The following is a 22,950-nucleotide window of genomic DNA, read 5'->3' on the forward strand; positions in this document are numbered from 1 at the left end:
CACCCTTGGTGCCTGTGTACGACAACAGGTCCACCAGCACAAGCGGACGATCCCCCACGTCAGTTCCCCTCATCTCTCACCGTGCCGGACTCCTGCAGGCTGGGACGGGCAAACCTAACCGATCTGCCGTGCAGCGCCGTCAGATGCACCAGGGTCCCGGCGACGGGGCCGAGAAGGAGTGACCCGATGACCCTGGCCTCGAGCGAGCCCGGTATGAGCAGAACGCCGAACGCCACCACTGTCGCGACGATCCAACCGGCGAGGAAGATCACATGACGGTTGAGCCCGATGGCCACCGCGCCCGACACCGTGAGCAGGGCGAGCAAACCGCTGGCGACAAGGAGGGTCGCAAAGATTGCACCGGAGACGAGATAGTCCGGATTGACGATCCGCAGCGTCCAGGGACCGATCAGCCAGGCGAGCACTGTCCCCAGGCACGTCAGCCCCGCCAGGACGAGCAGAGCCGGGAGCACCGCGCGGGGCCCCCGCAGCACGACCCTTGTCACCAGCACGTTCTGGTAGGCGCCGAGGGGCACGAGCAGGGGCGCCCGCGACAGGGAGACGGCCAGCATGAGCGGTGCAGCGGTCTCGAACACCACCTGGTCGGTGGTCAGGCCGAGGAGGACCGGGTAACCCACGAGGAGCAGCGATGACGCCGCCGCAGCAGCGCAGGCCGCCAGCAACCGGCCGTAGAGTCCACGCGGGTCGACGTCGGACCGGACCGCCCACAATGCGCGGTAACGCCGGGAGACGACGCTGAGCACCAGCCACGCGCCGGACGCGGCTGCCGTGGCCCAGGCAAATCCGAGAAGCGGGGCGGACAGCGCCGCGGCCAGGGCGGTGAGCACGAGCCGGAGGCTCGGTTCGACCGCGACCAGCAGGCTGTAGGCCCGCCACTCGCCCGTGCCGGACGCAGCACCGGCCAGGCTCGAGTGGACCGCAAACAGGAGCACACCCGTGGTGGTCACCACCAGCAGGGACACCCAGTCGGATCCGAACAGCCTGGGCGCCCACATCGCCCCACTGGCAGCCAGGCCAGCGGTCATTGCGACGCCGACCGACAGCACGACAGGCACGACACGGGTTCGGCCCGAGCGGCCCCTGCTGGCGACCACGGCACGGGTCGTCTCGGTGGTCAGACCCGTGAGCACGCCGTAGACGGAGAACAGAGCACCCCAGAACACCAGGAAGTATGCGTTCGTCGCCGGTGACAACGTGCGCGCCGCCAGGATCAGCACGAGGTATCCGGTCACCCCACTGACGAGGGCGGCCATGAGGACGAGTCCACCCGGGTTGCGCAGGTCGAACATCCTGGACGGCACGAGCGCCAAGGGTAGTCGAGCGGTCCCGGCCCGATGTCGACTCCAGCGCGGCGGCGGCGTGTGTAGGGTCACGCCTGTCCTCGACGGGTGACGACAGGAGGGTCCCGAGATGTTGCGAGAGCAGTTGGTGGTGCGTGCCCCGCGGCTCGCGCATGCGTTGCAGCAGCTACGGCGGCACACTCCCGGTGCGGTCGTTGCGGAGGTAGAGCACAACCGGGCCCTGATGGGCCGAATGCTGGCCACCCAGCTTCCGCGCGAGGTGACGTCGTTGGCGGAGGCCGAGTTCAAGGTCTTCTCGCAGTTCGGCGAGGACGGCATCATCCAGTTTCTCCTCCGGCACCTCGACGGCGTTCCTGAGTCCTTCGTCGAGTTCGGGGTGGAGACCTACCGCGAGTCGAACACCCGTTTCCTGCTCCGCAAGGACAACTGGCGAGGACTGGTCATCGACGGCAGCGAGACCAACGTCTCCACCATCAAGCGCCTTCCGGAGTACTGGATGCACGACCTCACCGCCGTTGCCAGCTTCATCACCCGGGACAACATCAACGACATCTTCCGCGAGGCGGGCTTCACCGACGAGATCGGGCTGCTGAGCATCGACATCGACGGCAACGACTACTGGATCTGGAAGGCCATCGACGTCATCTCGCCGGTCATCGTCGTGGCGGAGTACAACAGCGTGTTCGGCCGTGACGCAGCGGTGACGGTGCCGTACGACCCCGCCTTCACCCGGCGAGCCGCCCACCACTCCAATCTCTACTTCGGGGCATCGCTGCGAGCGCTGTGCCTGCTCGGCGAGGAGAACGGGTACTCGCTGGTGGGGTGCAACTCCAGCGGCAACAATGCCTTCTTCGTACGCCGGGACCGTCTCGGTGACCTGCCGACCCCGGACGTCGCCAGCGGCTACGTCGAATCAAGGATCCGGGAGTCTCGGGATCCCCACGGCAACCTGACGTACCTCGCCGGCCAGGACCGCCTCGAGGAGATCTGGCACCTGCCCGTGCACGACGTCATCACTGGAGAGCTGCGGGCCCTGCGCGACGTGGTGGGCTGATTCGGCGCGCACTCGTCTGCATTGCTAGCCTCGCGGACCATGGGGGTTGAAGTCATGACCGGCGACACAGCGGCCGCCCCTCGCACCTGGGGGCCCGTGCGACTGGCCGATCGCCTCGGCACCCGCGACAACAACTTCGACGTACTCCGACTGGTCGCGGCCTGGTCCGTGCTGGTATCCCATTCCTTCGCCCTGCTGGGTCTCGCCGAGCCGTTGGCAGTCTTCGGCACGACGCTGGGCAACGTCGCAGTCCTTGTCTTCTTCGCCGTCAGCGGACTGCTGATCCGTCGCAGCTGGGAGCACGACCCCAGATCCCGGGACTTCTGGACCAAGCGGGCCCTGCGACTGCTGCCGGCGCTCTTCACCGTCGCCGTCGTCACCGCATTCGTGCTCGGCCCAGCGGTGACGAAGCTGTCGGGAGCGGACTACTTCTCGTCGTGGGAGACGTGGATCTATCCCGTGCGGGTCACCGCTCTCTACACGTTCGGCGCGCCCCTCCCGGGAGTCTTCGAGGACAACCTCTACCCCGGGGTGAACGGACCACTCTGGAGCCTTCCGGTCGAGGTCTTCGCCTACTTCTGCTTGTTCGTGCTCGGTATCAGCGGCCTCCTCGCTCGCCGGCTCGTGGTCACCATCGTGGCGGGCGCCAGCCTCGTCTGGGCGGGCTGGTGGGTGACCGTGACCTCCGAGGCTGTCGGAGCCACCTACGTCATCGCAGCCTTCGCCGTCGGTGCCGCTGCCTACTCCTGGCGAGAGCAGATCGTGCTGTGGTGGCCAGCCGCAGTCGCCCTGGTCCCGATCTGCGTGCTCGCCGGACTTGGCCCGGACCCACTGCGCGTCGTCATCTGGACCGTTGCTGCGGTCTACCTCTCGTACTGGTTCGCGTACGCCGTACCGGTGATCGGTCGACCGCTCGTGCGCTACGGAGACGCGTCCTACGGCGTCTACATATGGGCCTTCCCCATCCAGCAGACCTTGGTCCAGGCGGGAGTCGACAACCCGTGGGTCGTGATGGCCGTCAGCACGCCGATCGTGTGGGTGCTGGCCATCGCCTCCTGGCGCCTCATCGAACGTCCGGCCCTCCGCCGCAAGCCACGGCCCACCCGTCGCACGGTCTGACGCATTCAGGCTCGTCACCAACCCTTACCGACCGACGCACGTCCTCCTCCCGAAAGGCACAGCCCCGCATGACCTCCGACCCCACCCTCCGTGCGTCACCCCGTCCCGGTTCGGTCCTCGTCACCGGCGGCGCCGGATTCATCGGGTGCGCCCTGGCCGAACGCCTGGCTCCTCTCGCCGACCGCTGGGTCGTGCTGGACAACCTCCACCCCCAGGTGCACGCCGTGAGCGAGCGTCCCGCCGCCTTGCACGACGCGGCGCAACTGGTCGTGGGGGACGTCACCGACCCGGCCGCCTGGGACTCGTTGCTCACCGGGTTCCGTCCCGACGTGGTCGTGCACCTCGCGGCGGAGACGGGCACGGCCCAGTCGCTGAGCGAGAGCTCGCGTCACGGCAGGGTGAACGTCGTGGGCACGACCGAGCTCCTCGACGGCTTGACCCGAGCAGGTGTCGTTCCAGCGCAGCTCGTGCTGACGAGCAGCCGCGCCGTCTACGGCGAGGGCACGTGGCGCCGAGCCGACGGCTCGAGGTTCCAGCCGGGCGCCCGGACGCACGCGCAGCTCGCCGCGGGGCTGTGGGACTTCCCTGACGCTGAGCACCTCCCCAACTCGGCTGCAGAGACGGTTCCTGCGCCGTCGAGCGTCTACGGCAGCACCAAGCTTGCGCAGGAGCACATCCTGTCGTCGTGGGCCGGGTCGCACGACACGTCCTTGTCGGTGCTGCGCCTGCAGAACGTCTACGGCGTCGGCCAATCACTCACCAACCCCTACACCGGCATCGTGTCGCTGTTCTCCCAGATGGCCCGCGGGGGAAGGTCGATCCCGCTCTACGAGGACGGCGAGATCACCCGGGACTTCGTCTTCATCGACGACGTGGCAGACGCCCTGGTCGCAGCAATTGCCAGTCCACCCGAGCGATTCCGCCTCGTCGATGTCGGTACGGGCACGCGAACCACCATTCGCGACCTCGCGCGGACCGTGGCCGACTTCCATGGCGCTCCCGCCCCACACGTCACAGGTCAGTTCCGCGACGGCGATGTGCGTCACGCGGCCTGCGACATCACCGAGACCTTGGGGGCCCTCGATTGGTCGCCGCGCTGGGGTCTCGCGGATGGCATCGCGGCCCTGCAGGGGTGGATCGCCCAGCAGGCGGCCGCCGAAGCTCCGACTAGCGGTTGAGGATCTCGAGGTCGAACACCGCGGGGTGGCGGAGCATGGGCCACGCCGATGGCGCGGGCGTGAAGGAGTCGCGGCCGGGGATGCCCCATCTCTCCACGACCCGCTGACGCTCCCACACGTGTGCCGATCGCTCGCGGGTCTGGGACTCGAAGTGGAAGAGCTCGCAGTTGGCCACCCACACGATGCGGAGACCGGCGGAGGTGACCTTGTAGCTCAGGTCGACGTCGTTGAAGTTGACCGGGAGCGACTCTGCGAACCCGCCGATCTGGTCGAAGGTGTCGCGTCGCATGGCAGCGCAGGCGGCGGTGACACCGGAGACCTCCCGGTTGACGACCAGCTCGCCGAACGGACCGGACTCACTCCCGGGCCGGAAGCAGAAGGGGTGGTGGTAGTGCCCACCCCAGTAACCGTGCCCGGCGTGCTGAATGGTGCTGTCGGCGAAGTAGAGCTTGGCGCCGGTCATCCCGACGTCGGTCTCGTCGAGGGGCGCGACCAGCTGCTCGAGCCACCCGTGGCTGATGACCTCGACGTCGTCGTTGAGGAAGACCACCCGGTCCCCCGTGGAGTGCAGCACCCCCACGTTCATCTTGCGGCTGTAGTTGAACGGCTCATCGAACTCGACCAACCTCAATGAGTCCCCGGCCACGTCTCGCAGGTGGTCGAGCACCCCGTCGGGCGTGGGTGAGTCGTAGACGACCACCACCTCGACGTCGCCGTGGCTGGTCTTCTGCAGCGCGGTGCGCACGGCCTCGACGATGAGTTCGCGGCGCGTGCCGAAGACCGACGAGCTCTGCCCGATCGTGGGGATGACCAGCGAGACGCGGTGCTCGGCCGCCAGGTCCCGGACGATGCGGTAACGGCCGGCCTCGACGCCGTCCTGGACCGAGGCCCGGATGCCAACCCGGTCCAGGTGCTCCTGCACCGCCCTCTTCCCCGCCTCGTGCGCGTAGGGCTTGGCATCGATGTCGGCCGCAGCGGAGCCTACGATCACCCGCCAGTGGTAGAGGACCTCCGGGATGTGGACGACCTCGCGGGCCACCTCACCGACCCTCAGCGCCAGGTCGTGGTCCTGGGAGCCGTCGAAGCCCGTCCGGAACCCGCCGACCCGCTCGAGCACCTCACGACGGATCACGGACAGGTGCGAGGTGTACATCTGACCCCGCAGACGCTCCGGCGACCAGTCGGGCTTGTGGAAGCGACCCCAGAACGTGCCGTCCTCGTCGACCTTGTCCTCGTCGGAGTAGAGGTAGTCCACCTCCGCACGATCGGCGATCTCCTCGGCGTTGCGTCGCAGCGCCTGGGGTGCCAGCAGGTCATCGTGGTCGAGGAGCACGACGAAGGTCCCCCGCGCGAGCGCGATGCCGTCGTTGCTCGCAGCGACGATGTGGCCGTTGTCGGCGCGCTCCACGAGCGTGATGCGCGGGTCGCGCTCGGCGTGGCCGCGTAGCAGCTCCCGGACCGCCTCGGACGGTGAGCGGTCGTCGACCAGGATGAGCTCCCAGTCGTCGAAGTCCTGGGCGAGCACCGACTCGATGGCCGCGTCCAGGACGTCCAGCGGAGGCTCGTAGACGGGCGTGACGATGGAGAAGAGCGGACCCGGCGAGCTCACCGGGCCATCCTCTTCACGCGGCTGGCCACCCGACGCGCCAAGGAGCGGTGCGAGGCGAGCTCCCCCTCGAGCTCCTCGACGCGGCGTCGAGCGGCCTCGAGCTCCTTGGTCAGCACGCCTTGGCGGCGGTTGAGGCGCCGTGCCCTCGTCCGTACCTCCTCGCGCCGCGCCTTGACGATCTTGACGCGGTTCTCGAATTTCTTCGCCCGGTAGAGGGCCAGGGCCAGGTCGCGGTTGAGCCGACCCACCTGCGCCTCGGTGCCGACCACGTGGTCGCGCATCGTGAGCAGGTGGTGGTTGGCCTCGGACAGTTGCTCCTGCGTCTCGGACAGCTCCTGACGCAGCTGCGGGTCAGGTGAACCGGCGCGCACGCGCTCGGTGAGGTCGCTGATCTCGCGGTGTGCCTCCAGCAGGGCGGTGCGGATCTCGACGGAGGCCCCGATGAGCGGCGCGATGTGCGCCTCGTAGCGGTGCACCAGGTCGCGCGTGGTGACCGACGCGCGCTCGAAGAGCACGGCCCAGGGAGTGAGGAAGGACAGGTCGGCATCCGTGCGGCGGTAGAAGCCCCGCTCCGCCATCCACGCCGCCCAGGTGGCGGGTTGTTGGACGTTGACGTGGGTCGGCTCGCCGAAGTCGCTCGGGCTGGACGACAGGAGGATCGCGTCGGTGACGCTGCACATGTGGTCGATCGCCCGCTGCGCCTCGTCCGAGGACATGTGCTCCAGCACCTCGATGCACGTCACGAGGTCGAAACGTCCCGCGATCGGGTCCGTCGCCGTCCCCACGAAGACCCGGTCGCGCACGTCCGGGTGCGCCCCGGCGATGGCGAACTCCGAGATGTCGAAGCCACGGGCATCGACACCACGCTCGACCAGTGCCTGCACGAGCAGCCCCTTGGCGCATCCGACGTCCAGCACCGTGCTCGGTGCCCGGAGGGCAACGATCCTCGTGGCCGCGCGCAGGAAGAACTCACGCCATGAAGCGGTGTCCCAGGAGTAGTCCTCCTCGCTGCCGAGGTGCGCGGCGTAGTAGTGGGCGGAGTAGTCGTCCGAGGACGTCGAGGTAGGGCTGGCGTGACTCGGTGAGTCCGGCACAGGAGTCGCTCCTGGTGGTTGGCGGCTTGCGTCGCGGAAGTCTAACGCGGCAACCGGATCGGCAAGACGGGTGCCGACGAGCCTCGAATGTGGACCGAGCGACCCACAGGGGACCACCTGCCCGACGACTCCTGCCGCCCTTCCAGCCGCTGCGACCTCGCGCTGAGCGGCCGCCATGACCTTCTCCCCCCAGACCCTCTTGTCCCGACCCTGCGCTCCGCCTCCCCCGTACTGTGGAGGTCCCGACCCGAGGAGCCCTCGCCGTGACCAAGGTCGTACGCCGCCCCGCCGCCGGGGCCACCGGCGCGCTCGCCGTCGCCCTCTGCGCGGTGCTCGTGCTGGCCGGGTGCTCGGGCGACCCGGACTCCGCCGGGTCGCCGCCGGAGTCGCCCGCCGCCACCTCCGCCGCCTCCCCCGAGGCGTCGGACACCACGTCCCCGTCCGCGTCGCCCTCCGCCTCCTCGTCCTCACCCACCGAGGAGCCCACGGAGCAGCCCACCCGGCCCCCGCACCCGGTGTCGATGGCCGCCCTGTCCGCCGGCGAGCACCGCGGGGACCGGCTCCGGCTGGGGGCCGTGCGGGAGCGGACGGCCGCCTACACGTCGTACGACGTCACCTATCGCACCACGACCACCGACGACCGCGGGACGCGGCGATTCACGATCAGCGGGGTCCTCAACGTGCCGACGGGGCGCGGCCCGTTCCCCGCCGTCGTCCTGGCCCACGGCTACATCGACCCCGCCTACTACGTCCGCGGCCAGGGGATGACCCGCGAGCGGGGGGTCCTCGCGAGTCGCGGGTACGTCGCGCTGCACGTCGACTACCGCGGGCACGCCGAGTCGACGGACGACCCGCGCTCGGACCGGGACCTGCGCTTGGGCTACTCCGCCGACGTGATCGCGGCCGTCAAGGCCCTGCGCGCCGCCCGCGACGTGCCCGTCGACGACGACCGGGTAGCACTGATGGGCCGCTCGATGGGCGGCGGCGTGGTGATGAAGGCCCTCATCGCGGAGCCCGGGCTGGTGCAGGCGGGGTCGCTGTGGGCCTCGGTCTCCTCCCTGGAGGGTGAGAACTTCAACCAGTTCATCCGGCCCGACGGCGACGCGCGCGAGGAGGCCATCGTGCAGGCCCACGGGCTGCCCGAGCAGCGACCGGACTTCTGGCGGGCCGCCTCGGCGCGGCCCTACCTCGACGAGATCACCGAGCCGGTGCTCCTCGTGCACGGTCGCTTCGACGACACCTGTCCCCCGGCGTGGGCGCGCGCCACGCAGTCGGCCATGCAGCGGGCCGGGGTCGACAGCACCCTCGCGTGGTACGACGACGGGCACGCCTTCGGGCCCGCCTTCTTCGCCGGCATGGACCGCACCATCCGCTACTTCGACCAGCAGCTGGACGTCCGCCGCGGGTGATGGCGCGGGTCGTCCTCAGGGCCGCGGCACGAGGCCGGTCCGCCCCTCCCAGGCACCGTGCTCGGAGATCGGCCGGAAGCGGTAGGTCGCGAACTCGTGGTGGAAGCCCCGGCGCTCCTGCTCGGCCATCGCGGCGGAGTGCCGCTGCGTCCCCGGGCCCTCCGAGCGACCGTGCACCATCTCCTCCATCTCGCGCACGGTGCGCCAGATCGAGAACGTCGCGATCGTGCGGGGCGGCCGGAAGGCCGCGAGCGCGAGGGTGGCCGCCGGGTGGTCGCGTACGAGCCGCTCGGCCGGCTTAGCGGGGGACCTCGGCGAGGCGCATCCGGGCGAGGGTCACGGCGGCGACGGGCTCGTCCTGCTCCCACGACCCGGCGCGCACCGGCAGGCCGGGCAGCGCCGCCAGCGTCGACCAGCGCCGCAGGAACTCCAGGCGCACGTGCCACCCCGGCGCGAGCGACCGGCCGAGCGGGTCCTCCTCCAGGAAGCGGTCGACCGCGGCCTCGTCCCGCCACTGCGCGAAGACGGCCAGACGACCCAGCTGCAGGCGGTCGGGCGAGAAGGTGGGCGCCCCGAGCCGCATGAGCGACAACGACTCGGCGTGGTCGAGCCCGGAGGAGCGGCCGGGCACGGGCGGGCGCACCAGCGCCCGGGCACCCACGGAGGCCGGGACCTCGGCGAGGTGGAAGGTGTGGATCGTCACCGGGCGCGCCCCAGCTTGTAGTGGAGCCGGACCGCCGAGGCGTTCCAGAGGCGCAGCTCGTGGTCGGTGCGCGGGACGCCGTCGGGGTCGACGTACACGTGGAACCTCTCGTGGAGGGGCACCCGGGCCGCATGGTCGCCGGCGTCCCGTACGACGACGTACGCGCCGTCCTGGCCGAACGCGCCGCTCGGCGACTCCATGAGGAGCCCGCCGTCGTCGACGACCGACGGGCGCAGGAACACCTGGACGTTGCCAGACTCGAGCGGGAACGCGACGTGGACGCTCGCCCGGTCGGCCCCCGGGAGGGTGCGCGTCGAGTAGGCACCGCTGAACGCGGTGCGACCGCTCCGGCGCAGCGTGCGCGTCCAGGCGGCCGCGACCTGGACGCCCCGGTGGTCGCGGATGGGCGTGACCTGGCTGGTCATCCCGTGCGCCACGTCGAGCGGGCGCATCGGCAGGGCGAGCTGCTCGACCCGCCGGCCCCACAACCGGGCGACCAGCTCGCCCGCCGGCCAGAAGAGCGGAGACCAGCCGGTCCACACCTCCATCTGCCACGCCGCGGTGTTCTCGTAGAAGTCGCGGATCTCCGGGCGCAGTCGTCGCGCGTCGAAGCCGGGTCCGTCGAGGGCGGCCATGGACGGCAGCAGGCCGGCCGTCGGGTCGTCCTCGACCACGGTCCCACCGTGCCGTGCAGCCTCGGCCTCCAGCCACGCCGACGTCACCTTCGACGAGTGACTGACGGGCGCGTCCAGCCACCGCTCCCGTCCGTCGAGGTCGACCGCCCGGCCCGTGAGCCGCCAGAACTTCCGGGACCCGAGGTCCAGCACCTGATGCACGGGGCGGAGTCTGGCACGCAGCCGGGGCCTACACGACGGAGAGCGGCAGCAACGTCTGGCCGGTGGGGCCGATCTGGATCTCGGTCCCCATCTCCGGGCACACGCCGCAGTCGTAGCAGGGCGTCCAGCGGCAGTCCTCGACCTCGATGTCGGCACCCTCGGCGGCGGCGAGCGCGTCCTCCCAGTCGGCCCACATCCAGTCCTTGTCGAGGCCCGAGTCGAGGTGGTCCCAGGGCAGGACCTCGTCGTACTCGCGCTCGCGGACGGTGTACCAGTCGACGTCGACGCCGGTGCCGGCGAGCCCGCGCTCGGTGGCGGCCATCCAGCGGTCGTAGGAGAAGTGCTCGCTCCAGCCGTCGAAGCGACCGCCGTCGCGCCAGACCTCCTCGATGACGCGGCCGACCCGGCGGTCGCCGCGGGACAGCAGTCCCTCGACGATGCCCGGCTTGCCGTCGTGGTAGCGGAAGCCGATGGCCCGGCCGAAGCGCTTGTCCTCGCGGACGGTGTCGCGCAGCTTCTTGAGGCGGCTGTCGGTGGTCTCGTGGTCGAGCTGGGCCGCCCACTGGAAGGGCGTGTGCGGCTTGGGGACGAAACCGCCGATCGACACCGTGCAACGGATGTCGTTGTGGCCGGTGACCTCGCGGCCCTTGGCGATGACCTTCTTGGCGAGGTCGGCGACCTGGAGGACGTCCTCGTCGGTCTCGGTCGGCAGGCCGACCATGAAGTAGAGCTTGACCTGCCGCCAGCCGTGGGAGTAGGCCGCGGCGACGGTGTTGATCAGGTCCTCCTCGGTGACCATCTTGTTGATCACCTTGCGCATCCGCTCCGAGCCGCCCTCGGGGGCGAAGGTGAGGCCCGAGCGGCGCCCGTTGCGGGAGAACTCGTTGGCCAGCGAGATGTTGAAGGCGTCGACGCGGGTCGACGGCAGCGAGAGCGAGACGTTGGAGCCCTCGTAGCGGTCGGCCAGGCCCTTGGCGACCTCGCCGATCTCGGTGTGGTCGGCACTGGAGAGCGAGAGCAGGCCGACCTCCTCGAAGCCGGACTTGCGGATGCCGTTCTCGACCATGTCGCCGATGGTCTTGATCGAGCGCTCGCGCACCGGCCGCGTGATCATGCCGGCCTGGCAGAAGCGGCAGCCGCGGGTGCAGCCGCGGAAGATCTCGACGCTGAAGCGCTCGTGCACCGTCTCGGCCAGCGGCACCAGCGGCTTGCGCGGGTAGGGCCAGGCGTCGAGGTCCATCAGCGTGTGCTTGCTGACCCGGAACGGGATGCCGGGCTTGTTGGGGACGACGGCCTCGATGGTGCCGTCGGCGGTGTAGACGACGTCGTAGAACTTCGGGACGTAGACGCCGCCGCTCACCGCGAGGCGGCGCAGCAGCTCGTCGCGACCGCCGGGGCGGCCCTCGGCCTTCCACTCGCGGACGACCTCGGAGATCGCGAGCACGACCTCCTCTCCGTCACCGAGGACGGCGGCGTCGATGAAGTCGGCGATCGGCTCGGGGTTGAAGGCCGCGTGGCCGCCGGCGAGCACGATCGGCTCGTCGTCGCCGCGGTCGACCGCGTGCAGGGCGATGCCCGCGAGGTCGAGCGCGTTGAGCATGTTGGTGTAGCCGAGCTCGGTGGAGAACGACAGCCCGAGGACGTCGAAGGCGCGCACCGGACGGTGGCTGTCGACGGTGAACTGCGGGATGTCGTGCTCCCGCATGACGGCCTCCATGTCGGGCCACACGGCGTACGTGCGCTCGGCGACGATCCAGTCGCGCTCGTTGAGCACCTCGTAGAGGATCTGGACGCCCTGGTTGGGCAGGCCGACCTCGTAGGCGTCGGGGTACATCAGGGCCCAGCGGACGCTCTCGCCGCCTGCCTCGGACTCCGCCGCGCAGTTCCAGGACTTCACCGTCGAGTTGAGCTCGCCGCCGACGTACTGGATCGGCTTCTGCACCGAGGGGAGGCGGGACTCCAGCAGCGGGAAGACCGACGCCGGAGCGGGCACGGAGGTGGAGACGGACACGCGAGAAGCACCTCGGAGAGTCGGGGGAAGGACCAGCCCTCAAGGGTACGCCGCGCACGGCGGTGCGCGAAAAGCCACCGGCCGGTCGAAAGTGCTGGCCCCACCGGGCAGACTTCACTGCGTGACACGACGGGAGCAGCTGGGGCGCGCGGTGCTGCTGGTGCTCGTGCTCGGCGTGATCGCCGCACTCGTCGTGGTCGACCGCCGACGCGGCGCCGACCTGCCCGAGGGCATCGACGCCGGCGCGACGCCCACGCCGTCGGTCACCATCGAGACCCCCCTGCCGTCCGCGGACGGGACGGCGAAGCCCGGCAGGCCGGAGAAGCCCCGCGCGGGCGCCACGGAGGAGATCCCCACTCCCCCGCCCGGCATCGAGGCGATCGCGTGCCGCAAGCTCCAGGAGTCCGTCGACGTCCGGGTCGTCTCCTTCAACACCCACCGGTCCTTCGGCGGCATCGCGACGGTCGCGCAGGAGATCCGTGCGCTCGACCCCGACATCGTGCTGCTGCAGGAGATCGACCGCTTCCACGGTCGTACGGGCGGCATCGACCAGGTCGCCTACTTCGCCGAGGCGCTGGGCATGGAGGGCGCCTTCAGCCCCAACGTCGTGCAGGGCAACGGGCAGTACGGCACGGCCATCCTGTCCCGCTTCGAGATCATCGACTCCGGACGCTTCCCGCTGCCCAACTCCGCCGGCGGCGAGCCGCGCGGGCTCCAGTGGGCCGGCCTCGAGGTCGGCGGCCAGGAGGTGCGGGTCTACAACACCCACCTCCAGAACAAGCTGGTCGGGCTCCGTGAGGCCCAGGCCCGCCACGTGGCCGGCATCCTCGCCGGCGAGGAGCAGCCGACCATCCTCGGCGGCGACATGAACGCGACCGCCAACACGCCGACCCTCGGCCCGCTGCTGGCGCAGCTGGTCGACGCCTGGCCCGTCGCCGGCTCGGGTCCCGAGGGCACCGGCCCCAACGGCTCGCGCATCGACTTCGTGATGGCCAGCCCGACCCTCGAGCCGCGCGGCGCCCAGGCGATGCGCTCGTCCGTCTCGGACCACGCGCGGGTCGTCGTCGACTACGTGGTGCCGGCCTCGACCGACTGCCCGACGCGCAAGCGCCGGGCCTGAGGCCTACCGGCCGGCCAGCACCCGGGGGCTCGCGAGGAACCGGGTGGGCAGCGGGGCCGAGGCCCGCAGGTGGACGTTCTGGAGCAGCCCGAGCGCGAGCATGCCCGCGAACATCGACGAGCCGCCGTACGACACGAACGGCAGGGGCACCCCGGTGACCGGCATGATCCCCAGGCACATGCCGACGTTCTGGAAGGCCTGGAAGCCGAACCAGCAGGCGATGCCCGCCGCCGCGACCCGGCCGAAGACGTCGTCGGTGTCCATCGCGATGGCCAGCGCCCGCCAGATGACGATGCCCAACAGCGCGATGACCAGGCCCGCCCCGACGAGGCCGAGCTCCTCGCCGGCGACGGTGAAGATGAAGTCGGTGTGCTGCTCGGGGACGAAGCCCGAGCGGGTCTGCGAGCCCTCGAAGAGGCCCTGTCCGAAGAGGCCACCGTTGCCCACCGCGATCCGCGCCTGCTCGGTGTTGTAGCCGGCGCCGCGCGGGTCGAGCCCGGGGTTGGTGAAGGCCATGAAGCGGTCGACCTGGTAGTCCTTGAGGACCCCGGCCGCCACCGCCACGCCCGCGCCCACGACGCCGGCGAGGGTGAGGCCGACCAGCCAGCGACGGGCCGCCCCGGCCACCGCCAGCACGCCGAAGACCGTCGCCGTCAGCACCAGCATCGTGCCCAGGTCGGGCTGGAGCAGGATGAGCGCGGCGGGGACGCCGGCGATGAGCAGCATCCCCAGCACCTCGGGCGTCTTGACGCCGCGGCGCCACCGGCCCTCGCTGCGCTCGGCGACCAGCAGGGCCATGCCGATGATCACGGCCAGCTTGGCGAACTCGGCCGGCTGGATCGACATGCCGCCGACCTGGAGCCACGAGCGGGAGCCGTTGATGGTGCTGCCGGCGACGAGCACGCCGATGAGCCCGACGATGGAGCCGACGTAGACCAGCGGCGCCAGGATCCGCACCCAGCGGTGGTCGGTGGCCAGCACCATCACCATCAGCACCACGCCGATGGCCACGTTGACCAGCTGCTTGCGCAGGTACGCCGTGGCGTCACCGCCGGTGAGGTCCGCGCGCGTCGACGTGGCCGACCAGACCAGCAGCGTCCCGATGACGACCAGGCCCATGGCGGCGCCCATCAGCAGCCAGTCGAGCCCGGGGGCCCGCAGCGCCTGTCTCCCGGAGGCCTGCCTGCCGGGGGCCGGTCGTCCGGGCGGGGCGCTCGTCATGGTCCTCACGACAGCCCTCCCGCACCCTTGACGGCCGGCGGCATGATCGAGCCGTCCTCCATGAAGTTGGGCAGCGTCTTCGGGGAGACCGTGCCGGGGATGGCGGCCTCGCGGGGGCGGACCTGCTCGCCCTCGACGCCGTAGAGGGTCTCCCAGATCTTGCGGATGCCGTCGCCGGTGGAGCCGGAGCCGGTGCCGCCCTGGCTGATCATCATCACGACGACGTAGTCCTCGGTGTAGGAGGCCACCCAGCCGGTCGACTGCTTGCCGTAGACCTCCGCCGAGCCGGTCTTGGCCCGGATCGTGACGTCGTCGAGCGGGAAGCCGACCAGCTTCCAGGCCATGGTGCCGACGCGGCTGACGTTCTCGAGGGCCCCGTCGATGTAGTCGAGGTAGCGCCGCGGCACGTCGACCGTGCCGGACTTCTTCGGCGCGATACGTCGCAGCACCTCGCCCGAGGGGCTCACGACGGCCTTCGCGACGGTGGGCTGCCACAGGGTACCGCCGTTGGAGAGGGCGGCGTAGGCCCGGGCCAGCTGGAGCGGGGTGACGATCGTGTCGCCCTGCCCGATGGCGAAGTTGACCGCGTCACCGGCCCGGTAGGCGTAGCCCTCGATGCAGAACTCGGCGGCGAACTTGTAGACGAAGTCGCTCGTCTTGGCGTCCTGCGGCTTGCCCGCGATGCCGCAGTAGTAGTCCTTCATCGACTCGTAGTAGTCACGCTTCCACTGCCGGTCGGCGATGCGTCCGGGCGCCTCGCCGGGGATGTCGATCCCGGTGCGGGAGCCGAAACCGAAGGTCTTGGCCTCCTCGACGAGCGGGTCCTTGGCGTCGACGTCGTCGACGTCGGAGCCGAAGCGCTGCCAGTAGTCGTAGCCGATCCGGTAGAAGAAGGTGTTGCAGGAGACCTCGAGCGCCTTGGCGAAGCCGATGTTGCCGTAGGCGCCGGACTCGTAGTTCTTGAAGACCCGGTTGCCGACCTGGAACCCGCTCGAGCACGGGAGCGTGGTGTCGGTGCCGTAGCCGTTCTGGAGGGCACCGGCGGTCATGAAGGGCTTCCAGGTGGAGCCGGGGGCGAACTGGCCCTGGGTCGCGCGGGAGAGCAGCGGCGTGCCGGCCTTCTCGGAGTAGAGGCGCTCGAGCTCGCTGTTGCTGATGCCCCCGACCCACACGCCGGGGTCGTACGTCGGCTGGCTGGCCATCGCGACGACCCGCCCCGTCTTCGCCTCGAGCACCACCGCGGCACCGGAGTCGGCCACGTAGTTGCGACCGGTCACCGTGTCGAGGGTCCCTCGCTGCACCTTGATCCGCTCGGCGAGCTGCTTCTCCACGACGCTCTGCACCTTGGCGTCGATGGAGGTGACCAGGGTGTCGCCCGGCGTGCTCTCCACCAGCGAGTCGTCGCCGAGGACGCGGCCCATCGAGTCGACCGCGACGCGGCGGTAGCCGGGCAGGCCGCGCAGCCACTCGTCGTACTGCTTCTCGACACCGGCCCGGCCGACCGAGGAGCCGCCGTTGAGCGACCTGTCGTCGGCCTCGGCGGCGGCGTCGTACTCGTCCTCGGTGATCGGGCTGAGGTAGCCGAGCACGTGGGCGAGGTTGACGCCGTAGGGCTCGGGGTAGGCGCGCACGCTCTGCTGCTCGGCGACCACGCCCGGGTAGTCCTCGGGCTGCTCGAGCACGCGCAGCGCGACGTCCTTGGTGACGTCGGTGGCCACCGGGACGGGCTGGTACGGCGAGCCGTTCCAGCAGGTGCCGCGGACGCTGCCCTCGTGGCCGCAGGTCACGAGCCGCCGCTCGATCGCCTCGGGGGTCTCCCCCACGACCACCGACACCCGGCGCACCAGCTCGGTGCGCTGCCGGTCGGTCATCTTGTCCATCAGGTTGCGATCGAGCGAGATGACCCACGAGGTGCGGTTGGCGACGAGCGGACGACCTTGGTTGTCGACGATCAGGCCGCGCTGCGGCTGCACGACGATGTCGCGCACCGACTGGTCGGCGGCCATCGCCTGGTAGTCGTCACCGCCGACCACCTGGAGGTAGTAGAGGCGTACGAAGAGCGTCGCGAACAGCGAGAAGACGAGGGCCTGGACCACCACCAGGCGCAGGCGGCTGCGCTGCGAGCCGTTGACCGCACCCATCAGGCCGTCATCCGCTGCGGGTCGAGCCGGCCGAACAGCTTCATCAGGGGCGGCAGCACGAACGGGGTGAGCAGGACGTCCCACACGACGGCCACCACGATGACCTGGAGCAGCTCCGCGACCGACCAGGCGTCGCCGAGCAGCAGCCCGGTGAGGGCGAAGATCGAGGTGCCGATGAACGACGCCGCGGCCACCGTGGCGACGACGGCCACCGCGGTCGGGCGGACGTCCTGGCGGACGCGGGCGGCCAGGAAGGCGACGACGGTCAGCGCCAGCGCCCAGCGGCCGGCCACGTGGTCGGCGGGCGGCGCGAGGTCGAGCGCGACCCCGGCGGCGAAGCCCAGCAGCAGGGCCGACGGGGCGGGGATGGTCAGCGCGGCGGCGACCACCACGAGCAGGCACAGGTTGGGGACGATCCCCTGCCAGGCCAGGTGCGGGAACAGCGAGACCTGGAGGACGAGCGCCACCACGACGGCGGCGAGCGCGACGAGGACGCGGGCGCGGCTCATCCCTGCACCGCCTTCATCGCAGCGCCCCGTCGGCCTCGACGACGGCGCGGTCACTGGTGGTGCCGGTGGGCACCATCACCCCCACGACGTCGAGCGCGGAGAAGTTGACGAACGGCTTGATCACCGCGCGCTGCGAGGTCTCGAGCAGGCTGCTGTAGACCTCGGTGACCTCGCCGATCGGGACACCGGGCTGGTAGGGACCGCCGGTGCTGCCCCAGGTGACGACGGTGTCGTGCTCGGCGGGCACGACGGCGTCGTCGACGAGTCGGAGGTCGAGCCCGCCGTTGTCGGCGAGCGTGCCGCGGCCGTGGACGAAGCCGATCTCCATGCTGGAGCCGACCCGGCCGCCGACGATCGACTCGGTGTCGGTGACGAGCAGGACCGTCGCGGTGGAGCGGGTCACCCGCAGCACCCGGCCGACGAGGCCGTCGTTGTTGACCACCGTCATGTCGGGGCCGATCCCCGCCTCGGAGCCGGCGTCGATGGTGACGGTGTTGCTGAAGGACTGCGACGGGCCGAAGGCCACCACGCGGGCCGGGACCAGGGCCTGCCCGAGGTCCTGGGCGGCCTGGGTCAGGCCGTCGTACGACTCGAGCCGGTTGCGGTCGAAGCCGGCCGTCTCCACCTCGTTGCGCAGGGCGGAGTTCTCGGCCTGGAGGTCGCGGATCTCGTCGCTCAGCGCGCCCTGGCTGCGCAGCCACGACGGCACGGAGGTGAAGGGGCGCACGACCGCGGCGGTGACCGACTCGACGGGGCCGAAAGCCTCGCCCACCGCCCGCCGGGCCGGCTCCATCGCCGAGTCGGGGCCGCCCTGGTAGTCCAGGGTGATCAGGGTGGCGCTGGCCAGCAGCAGCGCGATGAACAGCGACCGGGGCGCCTTGTTGCGGGCGTCGAGCCGGTCGAGGCCGCGCCAGCGCCGCTCACGGGTGTCGGGCATCAGTAGCGCCTCGGGTCCGAGACGAGCACCTGCTGGAGGGCCTCGAACTCCTCGACGCACTTGCCCGCGCCGTAGGCCACCGACGAGAGCGGGTCCTCGGCGACGTGGACGGGCATGCCGGTCTCGTGGCGCAGCCGCTCGTCGAGGCCGCGCAGCAGGGCGCCACCGCCGGTGAGCACGATGCCGCGGTCCATGATGTCGCCGGCCAGCTCGGGCGGGGTCTGGTCGAGGGTGCTGCGGACGGCGTCGATGATGTTGTGCAGCGGCTCCTCGAGGGCCTGGCGGACCTCGGCGCTGGAGACCACGACGGTGCGGGGCAGCCCCGAGACCATGTCGCGGCCACGGATCTCGGCCTCCGGCTCGGTCGGCAGCGGGAAGGCCGACCCGAGGGTCATCTTCATCTCCTCGGCGGTGCGCTCCCCGAGCATGAGGGAGTACTCCTTCTTCATCCACGCGATGATCGCCTGGTCGAGGTCGTCGCCGGCCGTGCGGACGCTCATGCTGGTGACGATGCCGCCGAGGCTGATCACCGCTACCTCGGTCGTGCCGCCGCCGACGTCGACGACCATGTTGCCGGTGGCCTCGTGGACGGGCAGCCCGGCGCCGATTGCCGCGGCCATCGGCTCCTCGACGATGTAGACCTTGCGGGCGCCGGCCTGGTAGCCGGCCTCCTTGACCGCGCGCTGCTCGACCGCGGTGATGCCGCTGGGCACGCAGATGACCATCCGGGGCTTGGCGAAGTAGCGGCGGCGGTGCACCTGCTGGATGAAGTAGCGCAGCATCTGCTCGGTCGCCTCGAAGTCGGCGATGACGCCGTCCTTGAGCGGCCGGATGGCGGTGATGTTGTCGGGGGTGCGCCCGATCATCCGCTTGGCCTCGTGGCCGACGGCGAGCACCTCGCCGGTGCTCGCGTTCATCGCGACGACGGACGGCTCGTCGAGGACGACGCCCTTGCCGCGGACATAGACCAGCGTGTTGGCGGTGCCGAGGTCCACGGCCATGTCGCGGCCGATGAGACTGTGTGCCATTGCGCTGCCTCTGTGCCTGCGTGTCGAAACACTGCGTGTCGGGGAAGAGGCCGACTCCCGGGTCGCCGGCCCACGCTCAGGGTAGGTAGCGCACTCCCCCCTTCTGGGGAGGACACGCGGGCGCGCCGGCACGGTCCGCGACGACCTCCCCGGCTACGGCTCGCAGGTCGCGGGGCCGCCGCCCTCGACGGCCGCCCGGTCGAGCAGCAGGAGCCGTGGGACCAGCGCACCGCCGGGGTCGCGGTACGGCGTGGAGCTGGCCTCGCTGACCGTCCAGATGCTGCGCCGGTCGACGACCAGGTCCTCCGCCCCGGGCACGAAGTCGCGCGGGCGGCCACCGGGGCGCACGACCCCGCAGGCGATGCCCGACGAGACGAACCACGGCACGCCGGCGCGGGTGAAGGCCAGGCCCTGGAGCCGCGGTGGGACCCGGGTGGAGCGCTCCATCGCGACCTCGCCCGGCCCGGCGGCGTCCTCGACGAGGGTGGTGACGCCGGGTCGCAGCAGTGCCGACTCGTCGTACCAGCGGGCGCGACCGGGGCCGTCCGGCCGGTAGCCGGCGACGACCAGCCGGCCTCCGGTGGCCGCCAGGGTCGAGCCGCGCACGCCGTCTCCGAGGCGCCAGACGCGCAGGACCGGGTCGTCGAGGCGCGTCGGGTCCAGGAGCCAGAGCCGCGAGGTCTCGACGACCCACAGCCCGGCATCGGTCAGCGCGGCACCGCCGCCGTGCCGGCAGTACGCCGAGTCGCTGCGGCCGCCGGGCGGGTCGAGGCGGGCCGCGAAGGCGCGGGTCCGGCCGGACGGGAGGGCGACGGCCGCCAGCTGGCAGGGCTTGCTGCCGACGGCGCCGGCCCGGTGCCCCACGACGTACGCCGTCGAGGTGGTGACCTCGACCCCCTGCGGGACGAAGTCGTCGGGCAGGTCGAGCCACCACGCGTCGCAGACCGCGTCGGCGGCGCGGAAGTCGCGCAGGCTGCCGTGCGGCTCCCCCGGCTCGGGGCCGCGGACCTCGTCGTAGGCGATGCCGCACTCGAACGGCCCGTCCTCGGAGACCTCGCGGTCACCGACCGGCGCGGACGTGCACGCGCCGAGGCCCAGCACCGATCCGGCCAGCAGCCCGACCAGCGCGCGCCTCACGGGATCAGAGTCCCGGGAACCAGATGCCGATCTCGCGCGCGGCGGACTCGGGCGAGTCGGAGCCGTGGACGATGTTCTGCTGGACCTTCTCGCCCCAGTCGCGACCGAGGTCGCCACGGATCGTGCCCGGGGCGGAGACGGTCGGGTCGGTGGCGCCGGCCAGGGACCGGAAGCCCTCGATGCAGCGCTCGCCCTCGAGGACCATCGCCGTCACGGGGCCGGAGAGCATGAACTCCACGAGCGGCTCGTAGAACGGCTTGCCCTCGTGCTCGGCGTAGTGCTCGGCGAGCAGCTCCGGGGTGGCGGGTCGCAGCTCGAGGGCCACGAGGCGGTAGCCCTTCGCCTCGATGCGCCGGATCACCTCACCGGTGAGGCCTCGGCGGACACCGTCCGGCTTGACGAGGACGAGAGAACGCTCAGTCATGGGCGGGAGCCTATCCGGCCCCGAGAGCGACGGCTCGCGCGGTCACGTCCGCCGGCACCGCGCCCCGGGCGTCGACATCGGGGACGGGGTGGCCGGCGACCCGGTGGATCGGCACGTGGCCGCCCCAGGTGCCGGCCTCCACGTCCTCGGGCTCGTCCCCCGGACCGCCCGCGCGCTCCTTCATCGACGCCTCGTGGAGGGGTACGGCGAGCACGGCGGTCGCCGCGAGCTCCTTGCGGGTGCTGGGCCGCAACGTCGCCGCCCGGCCGGGGACCATGTGGTCGACGATGAGGTCGAGGGCGTGCTGCCGCTCGCCGAGGTCCTCGACCAGCCGGGCCTGCCCGATCACGACCGCGGAGCGGTAGTTCATCGAGTGGTGGAAGGCCGAGCGCCCGGCGACCAGTCCGTCGAGCTCGGTCACGGTCACGCAGACGGCCGTCCCCGGCGCCGCCCGCAGCCAGCCGGCGGCGACCGAGCCGTGGAGGTAGAGCGTGCCGTCCTCGTCCGGGCCGTCGGGGTCCACGGCGAAGGCCGACGGCAGCACGAGCGGGTGCTCGCCGAGCTGGAGGCCGACGTGCACGACGAGCGCGTCGTCGAGGAGGGCCATCAGGCGCTCCCGCTCGGTGACCGAGCGGTTGCGGCCGCGGTTGGTGCGGGTGCGGGCGGTGGGCTCGAGGGGCGTGCTCATGCGACCATGCTGGTCGACAGGTGGCCTGTGCGCACGGGCCACTTCACCCGCTCTTGGACAGGCCACTCGACCATGCTGCCCGTCGCCCTCGACCGGTCCGACCCTCGACCGCTCGGCCTCCAGCTCGCCGACCAGGTGCGCCGCCTGGTGCTGGCCGGCACGCTCGCGCCGGGTGACCGGCTCCCCAGCACCCGACGGCTGGCCGCCGACCTCGGCGTGGCGCGCGCGGTGGCCGAGCAGGCGTGGGACCAGCTGCGGGCCGAGGGCTGGATCGAGGGGCGCCAGGGTGCCGGGACGTGGGTGACGGTCGGCGCCGGGCCGGTGCCGACCCCGACGTCCCGCCGCCCGGCCCCGCCGTCCGAGGCTCCCCTGGTCCACCTCGACGCCGGCACCCCCTGGGTCGACGCGCGACACGGCGCAGCGTGGCGGCGGGCCTGGCGCGAGGTCTCGTCCGCGACCCCGCCGCGCGGCTACGACGACCCCCGCGGGCTCCCGGTCCTGCGCGAGCTGCTCGCCGAGAGGCTGGGCCGCACCCGGGGACTCGTCGTCGATCCCGACGACGTGGTGGTCACCGCCGGGACGACCGCGGGCCTGCGCCACGTCCTGGCGGTGCTCCCCCGCGAGCCGGTGGCCGTGGAGGACCCCGGCTACCGCGCCGCGGTGCTCACCGTGGAGGAGTCGGGCCGCCCGGTGGTCGACCTGCCGGCGCTGGCGCCGGTGACCGATCTCGCCGGCGCCTGCGCGGCGTACGTGACCCCCGCCCACCAGCACCCCCTCGGCCGGGTGATGCCCGCCGAGGACCGCCTCACGCTGCTGGCCACCGCGCGCCGCGACGACGCCGTGGTGCTGGAGGACGACTACGACTCGGAGTTCCGCTACGACGTGGCGCCGGTGCCCGCCCTGGCGTCGCTCGAGCCCGACCTCGTGGCCTACCTCGGCACCGCCTCCAAGTCGGTCGCGCCGTCGCTGCGCCTGGGCTGGCTGGTGGTCCCGTCGCACCTGCGGCCCGCCCTCGACCGGCACCGACGGATCACCCACGACGCCCCGGCGTGGCCGGTGCAACGCGCCTTCTGGGCACTGCTGCGCGACGGCTACGTCGATGCCGTCGTCCGCTCGGCCCGCCGGACGTACGCCGAGCGCGCACCGCGCGTCGTCGCGGCGCTGTCGCCGTACGCCGAGCTCGCCGGGCCGGTCGCGGGGATGTACTCCACGTGGCTGCTCCCCCACGACCGCGCGGTCCGGGCGCAGCAGGCGGCCGAGGGCGCCGGCTTCCGGGTCAACCTGCTCGCCGACTACGGACGCACGTCCGACCTCACCGGGCTGGTCGTCGGCTTCGGCGGTCCGACGGACGCGCAGCTCGACGCGGCACTGGCCGTCCTGGCCCGCTCGCTGGCCGAGTGACGATCCCGC

The 22,950-nt window shown here is 71.7% G+C and carries 21 protein-coding genes; 6 read left to right on the top strand and 15 right to left on the bottom strand.

Annotated elements, in window-relative coordinates; genetic code table 11:
* Positions 1-59: 59 nt before the first annotated feature.
* Positions 60-1,310 carry a polysaccharide biosynthesis protein gene (locus DAE25_RS19815; protein ID WP_107767856.1) on the bottom strand — a complete coding sequence of 417 codons (1,251 nt, stop codon included), beginning with the start codon at positions 1,308-1,310 and terminating at the stop codon, positions 60-62.
* A 235-nt stretch (positions 1,311-1,545) separates the two neighbouring features.
* On the opposite strand from DAE25_RS19815, the gene DAE25_RS19820 reads away from it, so the two are divergent.
* From DAE25_RS19820 to DAE25_RS19830, 3 genes are all read left to right on the top strand, one after another.
* Entirely contained in the window at positions 1,546-2,376 is an 831-nt protein-coding gene (locus tag DAE25_RS19820; protein WP_159083857.1) for a hypothetical protein, read from the top strand.
* A gap of 54 nt (positions 2,377-2,430) precedes the next feature.
* A complete protein-coding gene (locus DAE25_RS19825; RefSeq protein ID WP_159083858.1) occupies positions 2,431-3,495 on the top strand; it encodes an acyltransferase family protein in 1,065 nt (354 codons plus the stop codon).
* A gap of 68 nt (positions 3,496-3,563) precedes the next feature.
* Complete coding sequence (locus DAE25_RS19830; protein ID WP_107767859.1) at positions 3,564-4,673, top strand: NAD-dependent epimerase/dehydratase family protein; 1,110 nt, start codon at positions 3,564-3,566, stop codon at positions 4,671-4,673.
* Here the strand turns inward: DAE25_RS19830 and DAE25_RS19835 are convergent.
* Together DAE25_RS19835 and DAE25_RS19840 are read right to left on the bottom strand one after the other, a co-directional pair.
* Positions 4,663-6,282, bottom strand: coding sequence for a glycosyltransferase family 2 protein (locus DAE25_RS19835; RefSeq protein WP_107767860.1), 1,620 nt, complete (start codon positions 6,280-6,282; stop codon positions 4,663-4,665). The genes DAE25_RS19830 and DAE25_RS19835 overlap by 11 nt on opposite strands.
* Positions 6,279-7,376 carry a class I SAM-dependent methyltransferase gene (locus tag DAE25_RS19840; RefSeq protein ID WP_107767861.1) on the bottom strand — a complete coding sequence of 366 codons (1,098 nt, stop codon included), beginning with the start codon at positions 7,374-7,376 and terminating at the stop codon, positions 6,279-6,281. The genes DAE25_RS19835 and DAE25_RS19840 overlap by 4 nt, the downstream gene beginning before the upstream one ends.
* 263 nt (positions 7,377-7,639) lie before the next feature.
* Here DAE25_RS19840 and DAE25_RS19845 point away from each other — a divergent pair, with 263 nt between their 5' ends.
* Complete coding sequence (locus tag DAE25_RS19845) at positions 7,640-8,785, top strand: alpha/beta hydrolase family protein (RefSeq protein ID WP_267895274.1); 1,146 nt, start codon at positions 7,640-7,642, stop codon at positions 8,783-8,785.
* Between the two features lie 15 nt (positions 8,786-8,800).
* Here DAE25_RS19845 and DAE25_RS24035 read toward each other — a convergent pair whose 3' ends face one another.
* The 4 genes from DAE25_RS24035 to DAE25_RS19860 form a co-directional block, all read right to left on the bottom strand.
* Positions 8,801-8,974 (bottom strand): hypothetical protein, encoded by a 174-nt coding sequence (locus DAE25_RS24035; protein WP_234411164.1) that lies wholly within the window; start codon positions 8,972-8,974, stop codon positions 8,801-8,803.
* A gap of 109 nt (positions 8,975-9,083) precedes the next feature.
* Positions 9,084-9,488, bottom strand: a complete 405-nt coding sequence (locus DAE25_RS24040) for a hypothetical protein (protein ID WP_234411165.1) — start codon at positions 9,486-9,488, stop codon at positions 9,084-9,086.
* Complete coding sequence (locus DAE25_RS19855) at positions 9,485-10,324, bottom strand: hypothetical protein (RefSeq protein WP_107767862.1); 840 nt, start codon at positions 10,322-10,324, stop codon at positions 9,485-9,487. The genes DAE25_RS24040 and DAE25_RS19855 overlap by 4 nt, the downstream gene beginning before the upstream one ends.
* A gap of 28 nt (positions 10,325-10,352) precedes the next feature.
* Complete coding sequence (locus DAE25_RS19860; protein WP_199907696.1) at positions 10,353-12,335, bottom strand: TIGR03960 family B12-binding radical SAM protein; 1,983 nt, start codon at positions 12,333-12,335, stop codon at positions 10,353-10,355.
* A gap of 121 nt (positions 12,336-12,456) precedes the next feature.
* Between DAE25_RS19860 and DAE25_RS19865 the strand changes: the two genes are divergently transcribed.
* Positions 12,457-13,455, top strand: coding sequence for an endonuclease/exonuclease/phosphatase family protein (locus tag DAE25_RS19865; protein ID WP_159083859.1), 999 nt, complete (start codon positions 12,457-12,459; stop codon positions 13,453-13,455).
* Between the two features lie 3 nt (positions 13,456-13,458).
* Here the strand turns inward: DAE25_RS19865 and rodA are convergent, their stop codons facing one another.
* The 8 genes from rodA to DAE25_RS19905 form a co-directional block, all read right to left on the bottom strand.
* The gene (gene rodA / locus DAE25_RS19870) at positions 13,459-14,676 is read right to left on the bottom strand and encodes a rod shape-determining protein RodA (protein ID WP_107767865.1); all 1,218 of its coding nucleotides are present in this window, start codon (positions 14,674-14,676) and stop codon (positions 13,459-13,461) included.
* Between the two features lie 5 nt (positions 14,677-14,681).
* Positions 14,682-16,817 carry a penicillin-binding protein 2 gene (mrdA, locus tag DAE25_RS19875; protein WP_107767866.1) on the bottom strand — a complete coding sequence of 712 codons (2,136 nt, stop codon included), beginning with the start codon at positions 16,815-16,817 and terminating at the stop codon, positions 14,682-14,684.
* Positions 16,817-17,326 carry a rod shape-determining protein MreD gene (gene mreD / locus DAE25_RS19880; protein ID WP_056885743.1) on the bottom strand — a complete coding sequence of 170 codons (510 nt, stop codon included), beginning with the start codon at positions 17,324-17,326 and terminating at the stop codon, positions 16,817-16,819. The genes mrdA and mreD overlap by 1 nt, the downstream gene beginning before the upstream one ends.
* Positions 17,327-17,339: 13 nt before the next feature.
* Positions 17,340-18,263, bottom strand: a complete 924-nt coding sequence (gene mreC / locus DAE25_RS19885) for a rod shape-determining protein MreC (RefSeq protein WP_107767867.1) — start codon at positions 18,261-18,263, stop codon at positions 17,340-17,342.
* Positions 18,263-19,291, bottom strand: a complete 1,029-nt coding sequence (locus DAE25_RS19890) for a rod shape-determining protein (RefSeq protein ID WP_056885745.1) — start codon at positions 19,289-19,291, stop codon at positions 18,263-18,265. The genes mreC and DAE25_RS19890 overlap by 1 nt, the downstream gene beginning before the upstream one ends.
* 153 nt (positions 19,292-19,444) lie before the next feature.
* Positions 19,445-20,428 (bottom strand): hypothetical protein, encoded by a 984-nt coding sequence (locus DAE25_RS19895; RefSeq protein WP_107767868.1) that lies wholly within the window; start codon positions 20,426-20,428, stop codon positions 19,445-19,447.
* 4 nt (positions 20,429-20,432) lie between these two features.
* Positions 20,433-20,852 carry a nucleoside-diphosphate kinase gene (ndk, locus tag DAE25_RS19900; RefSeq protein ID WP_107767869.1) on the bottom strand — a complete coding sequence of 140 codons (420 nt, stop codon included), beginning with the start codon at positions 20,850-20,852 and terminating at the stop codon, positions 20,433-20,435.
* 10 nt (positions 20,853-20,862) lie between these two features.
* Positions 20,863-21,540, bottom strand: coding sequence for a pyridoxamine 5'-phosphate oxidase family protein (locus DAE25_RS19905; protein WP_107767870.1), 678 nt, complete (start codon positions 21,538-21,540; stop codon positions 20,863-20,865).
* 72 nt (positions 21,541-21,612) lie between these two features.
* On the opposite strand from DAE25_RS19905, the gene DAE25_RS19910 reads away from it, so the two are divergent.
* The gene (locus DAE25_RS19910) at positions 21,613-22,941 is read left to right on the top strand and encodes an aminotransferase-like domain-containing protein (RefSeq protein ID WP_107767871.1); all 1,329 of its coding nucleotides are present in this window, start codon (positions 21,613-21,615) and stop codon (positions 22,939-22,941) included.
* Positions 22,942-22,950 lie beyond the last annotated feature (9 nt).

Origin of the sequence: Nocardioides terrigena, from assembly GCF_003047265.1 — a bacterium.
Lineage (GTDB): Bacteria > Actinomycetota > Actinomycetes > Propionibacteriales > Nocardioidaceae > Nocardioides > Nocardioides terrigena.

Bases quoted from the DNA above. Each gene is read 5' to 3' on its own strand.
- DAE25_RS19815 (WP_107767856.1), bottom strand. From the start codon at position 1,310: ATGTTCGACCTGCGCAACCCGGGTGGACTCGTCCTCATGGCCGCCCTC.
- DAE25_RS19820 (WP_159083857.1), top strand. From the start codon at position 1,546: ATGGGCCGAATGCTGGCCACCCAGCTTCCGCGCGAGGTGACGTCGTTG.
- DAE25_RS19825 (WP_159083858.1), top strand. From the start codon at position 2,431: ATGACCGGCGACACAGCGGCCGCCCCTCGCACCTGGGGGCCCGTGCGA.
- DAE25_RS19830 (WP_107767859.1), top strand. From the start codon at position 3,564: ATGACCTCCGACCCCACCCTCCGTGCGTCACCCCGTCCCGGTTCGGTC.
- DAE25_RS24035 (WP_234411164.1), bottom strand. From the start codon at position 8,974: ATGGAGGAGATGGTGCACGGTCGCTCGGAGGGCCCGGGGACGCAGCGG.
- rodA (WP_107767865.1), bottom strand. From the start codon at position 14,676: ATGACGAGCGCCCCGCCCGGACGACCGGCCCCCGGCAGGCAGGCCTCC.
- mrdA (WP_107767866.1), bottom strand. From the start codon at position 16,817: ATGGGTGCGGTCAACGGCTCGCAGCGCAGCCGCCTGCGCCTGGTGGTG.
- mreD (WP_056885743.1), bottom strand. From the start codon at position 17,326: ATGAGCCGCGCCCGCGTCCTCGTCGCGCTCGCCGCCGTCGTGGTGGCG.
- mreC (WP_107767867.1), bottom strand. From the start codon at position 18,263: ATGCCCGACACCCGTGAGCGGCGCTGGCGCGGCCTCGACCGGCTCGAC.
- DAE25_RS19890 (WP_056885745.1), bottom strand. From the start codon at position 19,291: ATGGCACACAGTCTCATCGGCCGCGACATGGCCGTGGACCTCGGCACC.
- ndk (WP_107767869.1), bottom strand. From the start codon at position 20,852: ATGACTGAGCGTTCTCTCGTCCTCGTCAAGCCGGACGGTGTCCGCCGA.
- DAE25_RS19905 (WP_107767870.1), bottom strand. From the start codon at position 21,540: ATGAGCACGCCCCTCGAGCCCACCGCCCGCACCCGCACCAACCGCGGC.
- DAE25_RS19910 (WP_107767871.1), top strand. From the start codon at position 21,613: ATGCTGCCCGTCGCCCTCGACCGGTCCGACCCTCGACCGCTCGGCCTC.